A 17,367-nucleotide genomic window follows, 5' to 3' on the forward strand; every position below is an offset into this window, starting at 1 on the left:
AGCTAATCCTCCTTACAGTCACCATATAATCTTGAAAGCAAAGTATTTCTTGTGTGCAAATAAATATCCAGATTTTTTATATAGGCAGGAACATCCTTGGCATTATACGAGCTCTGCAGCCGCCAGGGACCGGAACTTACGGCCTTGGTGCCGGCAGCAGGCCCAATACCGATAATCGTTTGCCGTTCCTCCATAATTTGAATATTATAAAGGCAGTCTGTAGCCGGCTTAGCATAGCCAATATTTTCAAGATTACCTGTCATGTGTTTTTGCCTGTATAAATAATAGGGATGCATGCCAATTTGGGCAATATAATCAGCAGCAATGGCAAGCATGGCCTGCGTTGTTTTCTCATTAGGCAGATTGTGCCGGGAAAGTGCGCCGGCATATACTGAATCCATCAATTTGGAGCCTCGTTTTAAGGCTAATGTATGTAAGGTAATATTCTCAGGATTAAGCCGGGCAATTTGGTGCATGGTGTCGGCCAGATCAGCTGCCGATTCCCCCGGCAAGCCGGCAATTACATCCATATTGATTACCGGTATCCCGGCCTGCCGAATTTTAGCGAATATATCTATTATATCCTGAACGGTATGCTGCCGTCCAATCTGTTTTAAGGTTTTATCCTGCATTGTCTGCGGATTAATACTAACCCTGTTGACCCCATACTGTCGCAATACATCAATTTTTTCGTCATTAAGGCTGTCTGGCCGCCCGGCCTCAACAATAAACTCGCTGGTATTTATGCCCTGGAAACCATGTTTAATCAATTCCAGCAAACCGGCTAAATCAGCTGCCGCCAAACTTGTAGGTGTGCCGCCGCCGATATAGATACTTTCTACCGATAACTTAAATTTTTGCACGATGTCAATAGCGCTGTTAATATCCCGGATAATTGCCTGTAAAAATGCCTCCAGCCGGTCCCGCTGTTCAGGCAGCACGAAAGCCGGGAAGGAGCAATACAGGCACCGGGAGGGACAATAGGGTATACCTACATATACACTTACATTCTTCATGCGCCGGCGGTTCTCAGGATTACTGATAACCGGGCGCTGATGAATGGCAATACCTGTTATCAGGTCAGCCTTGGCCGGCTGAACGGCATAATCCTGTACAAGCTTGGCCGTAACCTGACGATAAGTAAGGCCTTGATCCAGGTAACGGTGAACAAGCTTTGTTGGGCGCACACCCCGCAATATTCCCCAGGGCACCGGATTCTCCCCGGTTAACTTCCGCATCAGCTCAACTACAGCAAGCCGGACCAGTCGTTTGACAAGTCCGGTTACGTCTTCATTGTCTGTACTCTTGGCAGGCGCCGGCGGCAGAGGCCAACACCTGGATTTGGTCAAGACTTCCGGCTCCGTTCCCGGCGTACGGAAGCTAACCGTAATAGTAACGCTTACAAGCTGCTCGTCACAATTGACTGTACCTGTGATCAGCACACTGCCTGCCTTAAGCTCAGCTGACGGAGTTCCTCCCGGCCACGGCCCGGCCTCATCAACACCAAATAACAGCATAGTGTCGCGGACCGCAGGTGCCACATCAATTGTGGTGCCGGCGGCGGCAGTAAAGAAAAACTCCTTAATCTTCACTTTTGTCGCGGCACTCCTGACAATAGCCATAAAACTTAACCTGATGATCAACAATGGTAAAATTGCTGTTTCTGGAGATTACCGTTTCCAGGTCTTCCAGTAAATCACCTTCAAACTCAATTACCTTCCCGCAGGCCAGGCAGATAAGATGGTGGTGGTGATGGGGCGTGCTTGTTTCATTAATCTCATACCGGCTGCGCCCATCGCCAAAATCCATCTTTTGCAGGATATCAAGATCACTTAACAATTCGAGTGTGCGGTACACGGTTGCCAGACCAATGTCGTTTGACTGTTGACGCACAATATTATGAACATCTTCAGCACTTAAGTGTTTATCCCGATTATCGACAAAAACCTGTAAAATAATCTGGCGCTGCGGTGTCAGTTTGTACTCCCTCTCTCTGAATTTCTGACGCAAATTTGACAAATCAATACTCATACAATTCACCCGTCTTTTTTTACTTCATCGATATACCAGAGGTGTCTAAGGATTACCTTAAGCAGCGCGGCAACAGGAACAGCCAGTATCATTCCGGCAATTCCATACAGCTGGCCGCCAATCAACAAGCTTATAATTACCATTATGGGGTGCAAATCAATGGTGTGGCCCATAATATTAGGAACAAAGATATGATTCTCAACCTGATGCAGGATGATATAAAAGGCAACCACCTTAACCGCCAGTAACGGTGCGGCCAGGTAAGCCAGTACTATGGCCGGAATAGCCCCCAGGATCGGGCCGATAATAGGAATTGTCTCCGTCAGGGCCGCCAGTATCCCTAACACAATCGGGTAGTCCACCTGAAAAAAGTACATGCCGGTAAATACCAGGAAACCCATTAAGGAGCTGATCAGAATCTGCCCCCGGATATAGTTGCTCACAACAGCGGCCAGCTCGTCAATGATCTTAATGAGCCTAACCTGCCCAGACCGAGGGAAAAGGGTAATAACCGCCGCCTTCAGGGTTCGCCAGTCTTTCAAAAAATAGTAAGCGAGTACCGGCACAACCACAAGCTCAACAACCTGGGTGGCAAAACTGAATATGGCATTAATGCCGTTACGCACCAAGCCGATGCCATAAGCAGCGGCTCCGCTCATGCCATCCTCAATCAGCAGGCGGATGTTAGGCGGTACCTGCACTGTTTGGGCCTGTTCTGCCAGCAGCAGGATCAGAATTTTAATTCTGTTCGCAAGCTTAGGCAAATCGATGACAAAATTATTGAACTCACTGACAATCGGCTGCAGAACAGAGGTGGCCAGAATCATTAACAGCAGTGCCGCGAGTATAAAAACAAGTAATATGGCAATGCCGCGGGGTACATGATATTGGTGCTTGCCGATGGCGACTGAGGTCAGCATATCGACAAACGGGTTAAGGACAAAGGCCGCAATTACGGCAATAATGAGCGGCAGATAGATAACTGTTACCTGGCTGAGCAGATACAAGCCGGCGATAAAAATAACTATCTTTATCCAAACTGCTGGTGATTTCATCATAGCGGCCGGCTATTGAATAAACGCATTATGGCTGCGTTCCCAGCCAATGCTGGTCCTGGGACCATGCCCGGGCAGGACGGCAATGTCATCGTCCAGGCCCAGCAGGTTTTCTTTAATACTTTTAATTAACTGGCTGTAGGAGCCGCCGGGAAAATCAGTGCGGCCAATCGATTCGGCAAATAGCGTGTCACCGGCAATTAATACTTTATCTGCCAGGAGGCAAATACCGCCGGCCGTGTGACCGGGCGTGTGCAGTACCGTAAATTCAATGTTCCCGATACTGACAGTATCATTGTGGCTCAGCAACCGGTCTGCAGGCTGGCAGACAATACCGGCGCCAATAAAAGTCGACAGATTACGCTGGGCATCAGTCAACATGCCGGCATCTTCATGATGGATCAGGATTTTTGCCCCGGTAGCCTGTTGAACCGCGTTGTTGGCCGCAATATGATCAGCATGACCGTGGGTATTAATGATGTATTCAACAGTAAGGCCGGCTTTAATAATCTGGGCGATAATCGCGTCAGCACTGCCGCCGGGATCAATTACCCCGGCCTTTAAGGTTTGTTCACAATAGACGATATAGCAATTAGTGCCAAGGTGACCTACTTGCAGTTCAATAATCTTCAATAGAATCCACTCCCTGTCAAAACAGACGTTTACTATCCAGCAGTATTGTTACCGGTCCATGGTTGGCTAGCTGCACAACCATTTCCGCCTGAAACTTGCCGCAGGCTGCAGCTACCCCTCTGGCCCGGCACAACTCCACAAACAATTCGTATAGCCCGGTTGCTGCCGGCGGTGGAGCCGCAGTATCGAAACTTGGCCGGCGGCCTTTACGGCAATCACCATACAGGGTAAACTGCGAAACTACCAGTAATTCCCCGCCTATGTCTTTGAGCGATAAGTTCATTTTTCCCACATCATCAGGAAAAATGCGCAAATTTACAATTTTTTCCGCAAGATAAAGGGCGTCTTGGTCTGTATCATCGTGGCTGATCCCGAGAAAAACTGTCAGACCGGTCTTAATAGCAGCTATTTTCTGACCAGCTACCGTTACACTCGCCGCATCGGTAAGTTGAACAACCGCCCGCATCAAACGCCCCCTAAAGGCTGGGTCATGCGGTATACGCTGAATACATCCTGAACCCTGCGTATTTTATTCATAATATGCTCCAGCTGGCTTAGATTGGCAATATCAATATCCATGTTGATAACGGCAATTTTATTTTTATGGACCTTGGCATTGAGCGAGCTCACCGTAATCTTAGCATCTGCTGCCACCATCATAATATCTGACAGCAGGTTTGGCCGGTCCGTACCTGAGATTTCAATAGATACTTTGTAAAGTGTATCGCCGGGAATATCCCAGTTAACTTCAATCATACGCTCGTACTCCTCGGGATTATTCAAAATATTAGGGCAGTCGTCGCGGTGGACAGACACGCCCCGTCCCCGCGTAATATACCCTACGATAACATCGCCGGGAAGCGGATTACAGCATCGCGCCAGCCTGACCATAAGCCCCGATTCGCCCTTTACTAATATGCCGTGACTGGCTTTACTTTTGAGCCGTTTAGGTTTTAGCTCAGCCAGCATTGCCGATACATCGGGCGGTGTAGTGCTTTTTAATTCTTTTTTGTGAGCCTCAATCAGCTTGGACATAACACCATGGAGGGTTACACCACCATAACCCAGGCCTTCAAACAGGTCATCCTCACTGGTAATGTTTAATTTTTTAGCAACCTCGCTTAAGCGGTCCCCTTTTACCAGATCGCGCCATTCATAGCCGAGCTTCTTACTCTCCCGCTCGATCATTTCCCGGCCTTTGGCAACATTTTCTTCCCGCTTTTCTTTTTTAAACCACTGTCTGATTTTATTGCGCGTTTCCGATGAGCCAATCACATTCAGCCAATCCCGGCTGGGGCCGTTATTATGTTTGGAAGTAATAATCTCAACAATATCGCCGTTATTAAGCTTATACTCAAGCGGTACAATTTTGCCGTTGACTTTGGCACCGACACAACGATGACCAACGTCGGTGTGAATACGGTAGGCAAAATCAATAGGAACCGAACCGGCAGGCAGATCAATAACATCGCCCCGCGGGGTAAACACAAACACTTCGTCGGCAAAAACGTCCATTTTTACCGATTCAATAAATTCGCGCGGGTCCCTTAGATCCCGGTGCCATTCTAAAAGCTGCCGCAGCCAGGATAATTTTTGATCAGTATCTTTATTTGCACCTTTGCCGCCCTCTTTGTACCGCCAATGCGCGGCAATTCCATATTCGGAAATGCGATGCATCTCTAACGTGCGGATCTGAATCTCCAGTGGCTGGCCCGACTGGCCGATAACGGTTGTATGCAAGGACTGGTAACCATTTGATTTCGGCATAGCGATATAGTCTTTAAATCTGCCAGGCAATGGCTTCCACAGGGTATGAACAACGCCTAAGGCGCCATAACAGTCTTTTACAGAATCCACGACAATACGGATGGCGGATAAATCATAAATCTCGCTGACATCCTGCTTGTGGTTTTTCTTCATTTTCTTATAAATACTATAAAAATGTTTAGGCCGGCCTTGGATTTCTGCAGCAATTCCAACCGCTTCCAGCCGCTCTACCATCAGCGCAATCGCTTCCGTAACAATTCGTTCCCGTTCCTTACGCTTTTGCTTAACCTGTTCAACCAGCCGATAGTACTTATCAGGTTCTAAAAACCGGAACGATAAATCCTCTAACTCCCACTTGATATTAGACATCCCCAGGCGATGGGCCAGCGGCCCGAAAATTTCCAGGGTTTCCCGGGATATTTCCTGCTGCTTGTGGGGCGACATATATTTAAGGGTTCTCATATTATGCAATCGATCTGCAAGTTTTATCAGCACCACCCTGATATCTTTGGCCATGGCTAAAAACATCTTCCGGTAGTTTTCCAGCTGTTGTTCCTCTTTGGATTTATACTCAATCCGGCTTAGCTTAGTAACGCCATCCACAAGCATGGCAACCTCTTTGCCGAATTCTTTTTCCAGTTTTTCCAAAGTGACATCCGTATCTTCCACCACATCATGCAGCAAACTGGCACTAATCGTAACCGCATCAATCTGTAGATCGGCCAGAATATTGGCAACCCCTAACGGATGGCAGATATACTCTTCACCTGAGACTCTAAGTTGACCAGCATGAGAATTATAAGCCAACTGGTAGGCTTTCTCAACCATCTGTAATGGGGCATCAGGATGATTGGCTTTGATCTTGGCGATTATATCTTCAATATTTGGCTTTTTTTTAGCTTGCACATCACTGCCCATGCCTCACCTCATATCCTGTTGCTGCTGCTAGATATATATCATATTCTATGGTTAATTCAATTAATATTGAACCAGTGAGTTAATGACATACCCATCCAGTTTTGTACGTCCGTTTAAAAACAATAATTCAATTAAAAATGCCAGTCCGACAACTTTCCCGCCTAATTCTTCAATCATCTTGACTGTTGCCAGGGTAGTACCGCCGGTTGCCAGCAGATCATCGGCGATTAAAACCCTGCTGTCCGGTTCGATGGCGTCTTTGTGGATCTCAAGAGCATCCTGGCCGTATTCGAGGGAATAGGTCTGGCTGATGATTTCCGCCGGCAGTTTACCCGGTTTGCGGATAGGCACAAACCCTGACCCCAGTACATAAGCCAACGGCGCACCAATGGCAAAGCCCCTGGCTTCCGGCCCAACCACCACATTAATCTGTTTATCCCGGTAGTGGTATGCCAGCCGGTCAATGGCAACCCGAAACGCTTTTCCATCCTTAAGTAAGGTAGTAATATCCTTAAATTGAACTCCTTGGTGCGGGAAATCAGGTATATTTCTAATTTTCTCCCGTAGATCCATCGCTGAACCTCCCTCAAAACCTAAATATGCTGAGCCAAATACTCCTGGCGTATTCTTTGACTTTCACGAAACGCAGCTGAGTCGGTCAGCTCCAGTTTTTTTGCTGGCGCCGGCTCAATAATCAACTCAGGGGCGCTGTCATTTTGTAACTGCAGGGAAAGCAGGCCTAATTCTGTCAGCACCGTTATTGCCATACCAATAACGTGCTCCGGTATTACACATTTATAATTTTTAAAAACAGCTTTCGCAATATCAGCGGCGGATAAACGGGTGTGCCCCTGTTTATTACACTCTTTAACAGTTAAGTAAACAAACTTAATGCAGTCCCGGTCAGGCGCTATCTTATCCAGAATTTCTTTAGCGGCCCCGGCATTCGACGGCCGCACATCATGTGCTGTCAATTGCAGTTTTTTTTGTCCCTGCCATTCATTATATTTAGGTACAAAAACTAAGTCTATATCATTGTTACAGGCCAAACTGTCGGCTAATTCTCCCTGGTTCCAGGCAATAACGTCATTAACGGCGACATGATTCAGCTTAAGCTTCAGGTGGCGGCCCTGCTGTCCCACAAGCCTTTTCTCGCCTAATTGAATATTCCGGCAGGCAAATACCGGGCTGGGATTACCGAAACCGTAAGGCTCCAGGCAGGTCAACTGTTCAATAAAGGCCGCAGTTATTTCTGTAAGCGGCACACAGGAGTCGATTTTGAGGACAGGAATATAATCGGCGGCCGACAGACTGGCCGCGGCGATAGCAGCTAAACGTTCGCGCAGCCCCGCAATATTTTCAGCCGGCACCGTCAGCCCTGCCGCCTGCCGGTGCCCGCCAAACTGGGTTAACAAATCAGAACACTGGGTTAATGCTTCATACATATCGAAGGCCGGTATGCTGCGGCACGAGCCTTTGCCGCAACCCTCGCGGATGCTGATCATGACCACCGGTTTATAATATCTTTCTACTAACCGTGAGGCCACAATCCCGATAACGCCCGAATGCCATTCCTCGCCGGCCAGTACCAGCACCTTCGCTTGTGCTGTATCCATTGTTGCCAGTTGTTCTTCCGCTTTAGCCAAAATCGTCTTTTCTATTGCCTGCCGGGCAGCATTCTCCTCATCTAAGAGGGTGGCCAGCTTGCGGGCCTTGTCCGGATCATCTGTAGTCAAAAGATCCACACCGGCTGCAGCCTGGCTGACACGGCCTACGGCATTGAGCCGCGGCGCAACGACAAACCCCACGCTCCCGCTGTCAACAGGCTTGCCTGCTAAGCCGCAAACGGCGAGCAAAGCTGTAATACCAGTGTTTTCAGTAGCCGCCAGCTGGGTTAACCCGGTTTTGACCAAAACCCGGTTCTCGCCAGTCAAGGGTACAATATCGGCAATTGTACCAATTGCCACAATATCAAGGTAATCATGGAACGTACTGTCTGTCCTGTTATAATATTGCCATAATGCCTGACATAATTTAAAAGCAACGCCGACTCCGGCTAAATTTTTTTCCGGATACATACAATCCGTCTGTTTAGGATTAATAATGGCCACCGCTGCCGGCAGTTCGGGTGGCGGCTGGTGATGATCGGTTATCACTATATCCAGTTTACCGGCGGCAGCAAGTACCTCTTGTACTGCACTAACCCCGCAGTCAACGGTAATAACAAGTTTCGTGCCGGTTGCTATGAGGTTCGTTAAAGCGGCATCATTAAGTCCATAACCTTCGCTTTGCCGGTCCGGGATATAATATTCCACAGCAGCACCCAGGCGGGTTAATGTTTTATATACGATCGCACAGGCTGTAATACCATCGACATCATAATCCCCGTAAACGGTAATCTTTTCTTGTTGATCGATGGCTCGCCTAATGCGTATGACCGCAGTTTGCATGCCCTTTAGCAGGTAGGGATCGGTGATATACTCGGTCCCGGCATGTAGAAATTCCGTGGCGGCAGTTTCATTGGTAACGCCGCGGTTGATTAACGCTTGGGCAATAAACTTTGATATATTCAGTTTCCGGCTGAGCTCACTTGCAAGTTCAGGTTTAACCGGAAGCAGCCTCCATACTTTTCTAAGCCTAGCCATAAAATAAGTAAAGACCTCCGTAACCGTATCCTAGATAATTGTAGTATACCAGACAATATTTTGCAACTTTACCGGTAAAATCTACTCGCTGTTTGCCTGAGTTTCTGCCTGTGCGCCCTGGCTGGCCCGTAGTTCGCGATTCTCAGCTTCCGTCAGTTGCTGGGCCTGCTGGCATTTACGCAGAGTACGTCTAAGCCGGAACTGGACAAGCATCGACAAGGACAAAATGGTCAATGCCCCAAAAGCAGCTGAACCCAAAATGATAATGACCAACGAGGTTTGAAAACTCCAGACCAAAAAACTTACCGTAACCGCCAGCGAATTTTGCACAGCAAACACGGCCACCAATAATGCAAAAATAAAGGCAAATAATAAATTCCACATCATCCATCACACTCACAATTTGTTTATATGGTAATATTCTCGGAAAAAGCCTAATAATCCTCTACCGTCGATGTAAACAGTCAAATAAAAAGTAAAAACAGGCGAAGGCCTGTAATCTTCAGTAAAATTACACAAAAATATATAAATTAATGAGAGCAATCATGACAGCCCCGCAGACGAATCTAAGCACAGCTACTCCTGTCAGCCGGGACAGTACCTTTAAAACCTGATCACTGCGGGGAAGAAGTGTTTTTCCGGCAATGATCTCCCAGGCTGCCAGTCCCAGTAGCGGGCCGAGTAAAGCATCGCTGGCCAGCATACCGGCAATGTGGGTAACTGCGCTGTTAACACTAAATACCCGGGAAACCGGCAGATCCCGCGTTAGATATATGCGCAGCGCCCTCCCGCCCAGCTCTGCTGTTATTGCCAATACCAGCAAAAACGCAGTAAGCCACGGCGTGAAAGTCAGAAAACCAGTAGCTGCACCATATAAAATTGCCCCCAGCAAGATGATCAGTGTTCCGGGCAGCCGAACAGAAACAGTACTTAAGAGGCCTGCCAGCATAATAAATGTTACTATAAACTTAACCGCCAACAATGATGTACCCCGTTTCGCAAAAATAATACCAGTACCGTTATTGTTACTTGTTGTCTTCCTGTTTATGTAAAACATACGCAATAAAACAAATAAAAACAATCATAACCAGCCCGGTACCGCTCATAAACCGGAGCATCAGATCCAGGCTAATAAAGCTGCCGCCCCAAATCAGCAGCCCGGCTGCCGCCAATGCCGGCCATAACTTCAGTTTGGTCAGGATACTAAGCTGTTTGGCATTAACGAGCATGGCCGGCACCATCGTATTGATGAAGATACACAATAACACACTGTTAAAGACAATTGCCAGCCAGGGGACAAAAATCTGACCGGCAACCGCCGGCAGCGGCATCAGCGCCCCGGTGCCACCGACCAATGCCAAATGGGCCAGCAGCAGCGTAAAAAGACCTTCAAAAAATTTAGCCAGGACGGCAAGGTAAACGCCGGTATAGTTCTGCGGCGCAAAATAAGCTCCGGTTTCTACTACCAGTGCCGAGCGCATGCCGCAGGCGTTATAACCGATAAGCGCCAATACCAGCGTCCAGCTGATATGCTCCAGTGACATTATGTGGGCAAAGGAGGTTATCTGAATACTGTCCAACAGCATTACCAGCATAACACCTGTTGCCGGAATAAATAAGAGCGCTAAATAGTTAGAAAGCCGCAGTACCTCCCGGCCATAGCCGACTGCCAGCAGGGAGCAGCCGGCTATGCACAGGGGAACAGCCGCTATGTAGGGCAAGCCGGTCAGGCTCTCCAGTAAATGGCCGGCAAAATACCCGCCGGTTAAGGCGCTGGCAGGCAGTGACACTGCTAGGACAACGAGTGCCAATACCCGTTTGCCCTGTATACCTAACAACCGTTTAACTACTGCTGTCAATTCCCGGCCGCTCTTTACCCCGATCCAGGCCGATACGCCTGCCACCACTGAGCCAAATATCATATATGCCAAAAATACAGTGGCGTAAATCCCATTGCCCAGCAACGCGGCCATCGCCGGCACAACAGCTATATTGTCACCGGCGATATGCACAATGGCCAGCGACAAAGCCGGTAGTATAACCCCCATATAATCGCCCCCTGCCTTGCTTATATGATATTGCAGAGGTGCGGTAATGGTGCAAAAAAGCCTGAGGCATCTTCGGCCTCAGGCTTTTGGTTACTTAACGCCTTTTGTTTTCATTTCCAGCCGGCGCCAGTCTTCGCGCAGCTTCCATTCAACCCAGATCTGACTGGCGTTGAATATTGAAGAATAGGTGCCGCAGGTAAAACCGATTAACAGGGCCAGCGAGAAATTTTTCGTGGTCTCGCCGCCAAACAGATATAGCGCCCCGGTCGCAAACAATACGGTTACAGAAGTGTAGATCGAGCGGGTCATCGTCTGCCAGATGCTGCGGTTGACAAGTTCCTCAAGATTGTCGCTTTTCTTATAGGTTCGCAGGTTTTCTCTGATGCGGTCGAAAATAACGATGGTATCATTAATGGAATAGCCAACAATAGTCAGCAGCGCCGCCACGAAAGAAGCATCAATCTCGATATGCAGCAGCGAGAAAATCCCCAAGACGATGAACACATCATGAACCAGGGCTGCAATCCCGGCAACGGCAAATTTAAATTCAAAGCGGTAGCTTATATAAACAATCATGAGCGCCCAGGAAATAATCAGGGCAATCACAGCCTGCTGGGTAAGCTCTGAACCAATTACGGCTCCTACCTTTTCGACTCGCAGGACCTCAAAGGCCCCGATTTTGGTTTCAAAACCGGCAAGTACCTGCCGGCGCTCCTCTTCACTAAGCACATGGGACCGAACAAATACATTATTTGATTGTTCTTCCGAGCCTGTCAGCGCCAGTTGAATGGTGCTTCCTTCCAGCTGATAGTCCTTAAGCACCTCCCGGACCTCGGCCACTGAGACCGGGCGGGCAAACTTCAGGTCAAGCAGCGTGCCGCCGGTAAAATCAATGCCAAGGTTAAACCCTTGCATCACCATGGAGATCAGGCCAGGGAGCAGGATGATAAAAGAGATCAGAAACCACCATCTGCGTCTGCTAACAATATCGAATTTCATATCTTTCTCTCCCCCCTACGCCCCGAAAAACTTGCCGTTTTTGATTACATTGGCATGGATAAGCATTCTTAGGATAAACCGGGTCGCCGTAACGGCCGTAAACATACTCAATGCAATCCCTATCCCTAAGGTAACGGCGAAGCCCTTAATCGGGCCGGTCCCCATGAAAAACAGGACGACCGCGGCAATCATTGTCGTTATATTGGAATCCACAATTGTGGAAAAAGCCCGGCTAAAGCCGGCATCCATGGCCGCTCGCAGCGTTTTGCCATTGCGGTATTCTTCCTTAAAGCGTTCGAATATCAGCACATTGGCATCAACGGCCATGCCCATTGACAGGATTATCCCGGCGATACCCGGCAGCGTTAACGTTGCGTTAAGCATCTTTAACGCAACTAATAACAGCAGCACATATAAAACTAATGCTATATTAGCGACAAAACCGGAAACCCGGTAAAAAATCAGCATAAAGATAACAATGGAAACAATGCCGATCACAAAGGCCTGCATGCTTTTGATCTTAGAGTCTTCACCCAGACTGGGACCAACAGTTCTTGTTTCCAGTATATCCACCTTAACCGGCAATGCGCCTGACCGGAGCAGGATTGCCAGCCGTTCCGCCTCTTCAATGCTGCGGTTGCCGGAGATAACAGCCTGGCCATTGGGAATTGCTTCCTGAACAACCGGGTTGGTCAAAATCTGCTTATCCAATAAGATAGCAATATGTTTACCAACATTTTTGGCAGTCACCTCGGCAAATTTTTTGGCACCTTCATCGGTAAATTCTATCGATACTAATTTTTGGCCGCCTTGATCAATCTGGGCTTTAGCATCCTTCAAGTCCTTACCGGTCATAACTACGGCACCGCTTTCATCCTGAAACTCCATTAATGCTGTTCTGCCCAGCATTTCAATGGCTTGCTCAGGATCTTTCACACCCGGCAGTTCGACAATAATTCTGCGATCCCCCTGCCGCTGGACAATTGGCTCAGTCAGCCCCAGTTCATTAATCCGGCGTTCAATAATATGAACAACCCGCTTGATGGCATCATCGTTAACTACTGCCTCGGGGGTATCCGAAGCCTCCAGCACAACATGGGTGCCGCCCTGCAGGTCAAGCCCTTGTTTAATTGACAGGGCCAGTGGCTTCATATACAACCCTGTAACAGCGAGGATTGCCAGAACAACAAACAGAAATTTACTAAAATTTCCCCACCTCAAAGATAGTTCCCCCAATCTTACTTATGTTCTTATGTGCGGCAGCGTTGGCTACAGCAAATCATAATTATTAATAACAAGTTTAAAACGGCAGGCTAAAAATTCGGCCGCCCGTCTGCACATAACCATACGTTGTAAAAAAATTTCAAAATATTCCATGACCGGGCAGATTTCCATGTCAATATTAACATACAAGGTTACGGTGCGGGAAGTTTTATCAACCAGCAGCTTACTGCTTTCGGCTGCATAGTTGACTCTGTCGTGAATTTCAAATTTAGCAAAGTCACGATTGGTCACGCGCGCCCGGTGAACATCAGATTTATCAGCCAGGATCAGGGCGGCGGCAACATGGTTGACGGCATTGCCGCGCTCTTCCTCATGATTGCCGATTGCTGAAATGACTAAGGCAATCTCCTCCGGCGGCATTCCCATGCGGCTAAGGATGGAATAGGCCATGATGGCGCCGGAGCCGCCGTGATTATACCGGTTAATCATATTAGCGATATCATGAAGATAACCGGCAATGGCCGCAAGTTCGCACTCCCGTGCCGGATAGTCCAGTTCTTGTAATACCTTATAGGCTAAGGCCGAAACAATGCCGGCATGTCTGAGACCGTGCTCGGTAAAGCCGAGGCTGCCGAGATATTGGGTGCTGCGGGTAAGATAAACGTTTACTTCATGGTCTGCTTTTAACTGGGCAACAGTAAGGGATTGCTCAATTGTTGCTGCTGACATAGCTTATTCCTCCGTTTATCAAAAAAATCAGCTTTTGCCTGTCCTGAATATCTCGTAGCCATTTTAAATTAATGGCAGATCCAAGGCAAATGCAGTTAATTACATTGTGCCTTCCCTGCACGTAAATATGCCATCTTCAGTAAGTAAATAATTGACTGGCCGGTCATGCTCGTCAGTCGGTACCGTTGCTAAAATTTGCGCTGCCCAGGCCGCACCGATAAGTTCGGCTTTATTTGCTTTGAGCAAAAAGCGGTCATAATAGCCGGCGCCCATCCCTAACCGGCGTCCTGCCTTGTCATAGGCCACGCCGGGGACCACGATAAGGTCAAGTTCACCTGGCTCCAGCAGTTTTAAGGTTGACGGATTAGGGGTCAGAAGGTTAAACTGACCTACAACCAAATCATTAAGATCCGCAATAATGGCCGCGTCCATCAACCCCCTGGTCTCGCGCATATGCGGCACACACACTGTTTTACCGGCCGCCAGTGCGTGTGTGATCACCTGCTCCAGATGGGGCTCATCGGGCATTGCCAGATATAGCATAATATTTTTCGCAGCTTTATATACCGGCCAGTCACAAAGATGCTCAGCAAAGCGTTTACTGCCGGCGGCAACCTCCTCCCGGGTCAGGCCCCGTCTGACAGCTAAAATGCTTTTCCGCATTTCCATTTTGGCATTTTTATTTATTTCCACGCTGCTTTTCCCTCCCTTAAGAAAAGACTTGGTTTTATACCAAGTCCTTAGGTGTAAAATCTTAATGTCAGCAATCTTATTAGGGCTTAGGCTGATTTTGATGGTGGCTGACGGCAGTACGCGACACATCAACTTCAACTTTATCTGCAATTTTTATTGTTACAATTTTTTCATTCAGTGCAGTAATAGTACCGTATAGTCCGCCAATTGTCACAATACGCTCGCCTTTTTTCAGATTGCTTAACAATTCCTGGCGACGCTTCTGTTCTTTCTTTTGTGGACGGTACAATAAAAAATAGAAAATAACGCCCATTAAAACAATTGGCCATGAAGCCTGAATGGCTTGCATAGTTTCGGGTGAAAACGCCGGCATTATAAAATCACCTCCTGTTACTTATTAGGAAGTATATTCCACACAATTGTTATAAATCCTTTATTATTTACGGTAGTGGGACCAAAACTCTTCCCGGAATGCCAAAAAACGGTCTTCGAGAATCGATTTCCGCATATCCTGCATAAAATTTAATAAGAAATGCAGGTTGTGCGTGGTCGTCAGCCGCAAGCCGAAAATCTCTTCTGTTTTCAATAAATGCCTGATGTAAGCCCGGGAAAAGTTCCGGCAGGTGTAGCAGCCGCAGTCCGGATCAAGCGGCTGGAAATCCCGGGCAAATTCAGCGTTTTTAACAACCAGGCGGCCACGGCTGGTCATGACTGTACCATTGCGCGCCACCCGGGTCGGAAACACACAGTCAAACATATCAATGCCGTACATAACTCCTTCCAGCAGACAATCAGGCGTACCTACCCCCATTAAATAGCGGGGCTTATTTGCCGGCAGCAAAGGTACGGTATGTTCCAGCATTTCATACATCAGCGGTTTGGGTTCGCCGACACTAAGGCCACCAACCGCATAGCCGGGAAAATTCAGGGAAATAAGGTCTGTGACACTTAATGACCGGAGGTCCTTATACATCCCGCCCTGAACAATGCCAAACAAGGCCTGATCTTTACGGGTATGGGCCTGCCGGCAGCGTTCAGCCCACCGTGTGGTGCGCTCTGTAGACTGCCGGGCATAGGCATGGTCAGCCGGATAGGGAACACACTCATCAAAAGCCATGATGATATCAGCGCCGAGCGCCATTTGTACCTCAACCGCTTTTTCCGGCGAGAGAAAGTGCTTAGACCCGTCAATATGTGAGCGAAAGGTCACTCCCTCCTCGGTTATCTTGCGCAGCGGCCCCAGGCTGAATACCTGAAAACCGCCGCTGTCAGTCAGGATGCCGCGGTCCCACTGCATAAATTTGTGCAGGCCCCCGGCTTCGGCAACCAGGTCATGGCCTGGGCGCAAATATAAATGGTAGGTATTGCTCAGGATTATGCCGGCCCCCATCGCCTTAAGCTCATCAGGTGACATGGCTTTCACCGTGGCCTGGGTGCCGACAGGCATAAAAATAGGCGTATCAAACACGCCATGCGGTGTATAAAGCCGGCCTGCCCTAGCCCCCGTTTGCGGGCAGCGCTTGATCAATTCATAGGTAATAGCCATAGACGGCACCTCCAACAAAAAATCAGATAATAAACATGGCGTCACCAAAGCTGAAAAAACGATACCGCTTATCGACAGCTTCCCGGTACGCGTTAAAAATGTTCTCCCGCCCGGCCAGGGCGCTGATCAGCATCAACAGGGTCGATTGGGGAAGGTGAAAATTGGTGATCATCGCTTTAACAATGTTAAACTTATAACCGGGGTAAATAAATATCTCCGTCCAGCCGCTGCCAGGCTCCAGACGGCCGTTCCCCCCGGCCGTCTCCAAGGTCCGCACGGCGGTGGTGCCGACGGCAATCACCCTGTTGCCTGCCGCCAGGGTATTATTCACAACCATAGCCGTTGCGGCCGGTACCGAATAATACTCTTTATGCATTACATGGTCGGTAATATTTTCCACCGCTACCGGCCGGAACGTCCCCAGCCCCACATGCAGAGTAACAAAAGCCAGATTAACCCCCATAGCCCGGAGTTTTTCCATAAGGCCGCGAGTAAAATGAAGCCCGGCGGTAGGGGCCGCAGCCGATCCCCGCTCCCGGGCATAGACAGTCTGATAACGTTCTTTATCTGTCAGCCGGGCTTTGATATACGGCGGCAAAGGCGTCTCCCCCAGCACATCAAGGATTTCTTCAAAAATCCCCTGATAATCAAACCTGACAATACGGCCGCCAAATTCAGTAGCAGACACCACTTCACACCGTAAGGCCGAACCAAATTCAATAACCGTTCCCGGTTTGGCCCGTTTACCGGGTTTGACTAGCACTTCCCACTCATCTTTTGTTGTCCGGTTTAATAAAAAGACCTCAATTTTACCCCCGGTTTCGGGCTTAACCCCCAGCAGCCTGGCTGGAATTACCCGGGTATCATTAAAAACCAGGGTATCCCCTGGTTGTAAAAATTGCGGCAGGTTAAAAAACTGTTTATGTTCAATCCGCCCGGTCTGCCTGTCCAGCAGCAGCAGCCGGGATTGGTCGCGCGGCTCTACCGGGTGTTGGGCAATTAATTCCTCCGGCAAATAGTAAGCAAAATCTGAAACCAGCATATAACTCCCTCATTAGTACTTCATCTGTCTTAAAACC

At 48.4% G+C, this 17,367-nt stretch carries 18 protein-coding genes; all 18 read right to left on the reverse strand.

The window, feature by feature from the left end; all coding sequences use genetic code 11:
* Positions 1-2: 2 nt before the first annotated feature.
* Positions 3-1,622 (reverse strand): coproporphyrinogen dehydrogenase HemZ, encoded by a 1,620-nt coding sequence (gene hemZ / locus SPTER_RS10710; RefSeq protein WP_144350402.1) that lies wholly within the window; start codon positions 1,620-1,622, stop codon positions 3-5.
* Positions 1,582-2,031, reverse strand: a complete 450-nt coding sequence (locus SPTER_RS10715; RefSeq protein ID WP_144350403.1) for a Fur family transcriptional regulator — start codon at positions 2,029-2,031, stop codon at positions 1,582-1,584. Before SPTER_RS10715 ends, hemZ begins: the two co-directional genes overlap by 41 nt.
* Positions 2,032-2,036: 5 nt before the next feature.
* Positions 2,037-3,089 (reverse strand): AI-2E family transporter, encoded by a 1,053-nt coding sequence (locus SPTER_RS10720; protein ID WP_144350404.1) that lies wholly within the window; start codon positions 3,087-3,089, stop codon positions 2,037-2,039.
* 9 nt (positions 3,090-3,098) lie between these two features.
* Positions 3,099-3,719, reverse strand: coding sequence for an MBL fold metallo-hydrolase (locus tag SPTER_RS10725; RefSeq protein WP_144350405.1), 621 nt, complete (start codon positions 3,717-3,719; stop codon positions 3,099-3,101).
* Between the two features lie 16 nt (positions 3,720-3,735).
* Entirely contained in the window at positions 3,736-4,185 is a 450-nt protein-coding gene (dtd, locus tag SPTER_RS10730; protein ID WP_144350406.1) for a D-aminoacyl-tRNA deacylase, read from the reverse strand.
* Complete coding sequence (locus tag SPTER_RS10735; protein ID WP_144350407.1) at positions 4,185-6,404, reverse strand: RelA/SpoT family protein; 2,220 nt, start codon at positions 6,402-6,404, stop codon at positions 4,185-4,187. Before SPTER_RS10735 ends, dtd begins: the two co-directional genes overlap by 1 nt.
* A 60-nt stretch (positions 6,405-6,464) precedes the next feature.
* Entirely contained in the window at positions 6,465-6,977 is a 513-nt protein-coding gene (locus SPTER_RS10740; RefSeq protein WP_144350408.1) for an adenine phosphoribosyltransferase, read from the reverse strand.
* Positions 6,978-6,997: 20 nt separating this feature from the next.
* Positions 6,998-9,049, reverse strand: coding sequence for a single-stranded-DNA-specific exonuclease RecJ (gene recJ, locus SPTER_RS10745; protein WP_144350409.1), 2,052 nt, complete (start codon positions 9,047-9,049; stop codon positions 6,998-7,000).
* An 81-nt stretch (positions 9,050-9,130) separates the two neighbouring features.
* Entirely contained in the window at positions 9,131-9,436 is a 306-nt protein-coding gene (locus SPTER_RS10750) for a LapA family protein (RefSeq protein WP_144350410.1), read from the reverse strand.
* Positions 9,437-9,560: 124 nt separating this feature from the next.
* Positions 9,561-10,028, reverse strand: a complete 468-nt coding sequence (locus SPTER_RS10755) for a DUF456 family protein (RefSeq protein ID WP_170233235.1) — start codon at positions 10,026-10,028, stop codon at positions 9,561-9,563.
* 46 nt (positions 10,029-10,074) lie between these two features.
* The gene (locus SPTER_RS10760) at positions 10,075-11,097 is read right to left on the reverse strand and encodes a hypothetical protein (protein WP_144350412.1); all 1,023 of its coding nucleotides are present in this window, start codon (positions 11,095-11,097) and stop codon (positions 10,075-10,077) included.
* Positions 11,098-11,187: 90 nt separating this feature from the next.
* Positions 11,188-12,096: a protein translocase subunit SecF gene (gene secF, locus SPTER_RS10765; protein WP_144350413.1), complete on the reverse strand. Its 909-nt coding sequence runs from the start codon at positions 12,094-12,096 to the stop codon at positions 11,188-11,190.
* Between the two features lie 15 nt (positions 12,097-12,111).
* Complete coding sequence (gene secD / locus SPTER_RS10770; protein ID WP_144350414.1) at positions 12,112-13,317, reverse strand: protein translocase subunit SecD; 1,206 nt, start codon at positions 13,315-13,317, stop codon at positions 12,112-12,114.
* A gap of 48 nt (positions 13,318-13,365) precedes the next feature.
* Positions 13,366-14,049: a phosphohydrolase gene (locus SPTER_RS10775; RefSeq protein ID WP_144350415.1), complete on the reverse strand. Its 684-nt coding sequence runs from the start codon at positions 14,047-14,049 to the stop codon at positions 13,366-13,368.
* Between the two features lie 99 nt (positions 14,050-14,148).
* A complete protein-coding gene (locus tag SPTER_RS10780) occupies positions 14,149-14,742 on the reverse strand; it encodes a 5-formyltetrahydrofolate cyclo-ligase (RefSeq protein ID WP_170233236.1) in 594 nt (197 codons plus the stop codon).
* 79 nt (positions 14,743-14,821) lie between these two features.
* Positions 14,822-15,115, reverse strand: coding sequence for a preprotein translocase subunit YajC (gene yajC, locus SPTER_RS10785; protein ID WP_144350417.1), 294 nt, complete (start codon positions 15,113-15,115; stop codon positions 14,822-14,824).
* 63 nt (positions 15,116-15,178) lie between these two features.
* Positions 15,179-16,288, reverse strand: a complete 1,110-nt coding sequence (gene tgt / locus SPTER_RS10790; protein ID WP_144350418.1) for a tRNA guanosine(34) transglycosylase Tgt — start codon at positions 16,286-16,288, stop codon at positions 15,179-15,181.
* Positions 16,289-16,310: 22 nt separating this feature from the next.
* Positions 16,311-17,330 carry a tRNA preQ1(34) S-adenosylmethionine ribosyltransferase-isomerase QueA gene (gene queA / locus SPTER_RS10795; RefSeq protein WP_144350419.1) on the reverse strand — a complete coding sequence of 340 codons (1,020 nt, stop codon included), beginning with the start codon at positions 17,328-17,330 and terminating at the stop codon, positions 16,311-16,313.
* Between the last annotated feature and the right edge of the window lie 37 nt (positions 17,331-17,367).

This window comes from Sporomusa termitida (genome assembly GCF_007641255.1).
Lineage (GTDB): Bacteria > Bacillota > Negativicutes > Sporomusales > Sporomusaceae > Sporomusa > Sporomusa termitida.

What these genes read in the sequence shown, in the direction of transcription:
- hemZ (WP_144350402.1), bottom strand. Translation starts at nt 1,622, where the DNA reads ATGGCTATTGTCAGGAGTGCCGCGACAAAAGTGAAGATTAAGGAGTTT.
- SPTER_RS10715 (WP_144350403.1), bottom strand. Translation starts at nt 2,031, where the DNA reads ATGAGTATTGATTTGTCAAATTTGCGTCAGAAATTCAGAGAGAGGGAG.
- SPTER_RS10720 (WP_144350404.1), bottom strand. Translation starts at nt 3,089, where the DNA reads ATGATGAAATCACCAGCAGTTTGGATAAAGATAGTTATTTTTATCGCC.
- dtd (WP_144350406.1), bottom strand. Translation starts at nt 4,185, where the DNA reads ATGCGGGCGGTTGTTCAACTTACCGATGCGGCGAGTGTAACGGTAGCT.
- SPTER_RS10735 (WP_144350407.1), bottom strand. Translation starts at nt 6,404, where the DNA reads ATGGGCAGTGATGTGCAAGCTAAAAAAAAGCCAAATATTGAAGATATA.
- SPTER_RS10740 (WP_144350408.1), bottom strand. Translation starts at nt 6,977, where the DNA reads ATGGATCTACGGGAGAAAATTAGAAATATACCTGATTTCCCGCACCAA.
- recJ (WP_144350409.1), bottom strand. Translation starts at nt 9,049, where the DNA reads ATGGCTAGGCTTAGAAAAGTATGGAGGCTGCTTCCGGTTAAACCTGAA.
- SPTER_RS10750 (WP_144350410.1), bottom strand. Translation starts at nt 9,436, where the DNA reads ATGATGTGGAATTTATTATTTGCCTTTATTTTTGCATTATTGGTGGCC.
- SPTER_RS10760 (WP_144350412.1), bottom strand. Translation starts at nt 11,097, where the DNA reads ATGGGGGTTATACTACCGGCTTTGTCGCTGGCCATTGTGCATATCGCC.
- secF (WP_144350413.1), bottom strand. Translation starts at nt 12,096, where the DNA reads ATGAAATTCGATATTGTTAGCAGACGCAGATGGTGGTTTCTGATCTCT.
- SPTER_RS10775 (WP_144350415.1), bottom strand. Translation starts at nt 14,049, where the DNA reads ATGTCAGCAGCAACAATTGAGCAATCCCTTACTGTTGCCCAGTTAAAA.
- yajC (WP_144350417.1), bottom strand. Translation starts at nt 15,115, where the DNA reads ATGCCGGCGTTTTCACCCGAAACTATGCAAGCCATTCAGGCTTCATGG.
- tgt (WP_144350418.1), bottom strand. Translation starts at nt 16,288, where the DNA reads ATGGCTATTACCTATGAATTGATCAAGCGCTGCCCGCAAACGGGGGCT.
- queA (WP_144350419.1), bottom strand. Translation starts at nt 17,330, where the DNA reads ATGCTGGTTTCAGATTTTGCTTACTATTTGCCGGAGGAATTAATTGCC.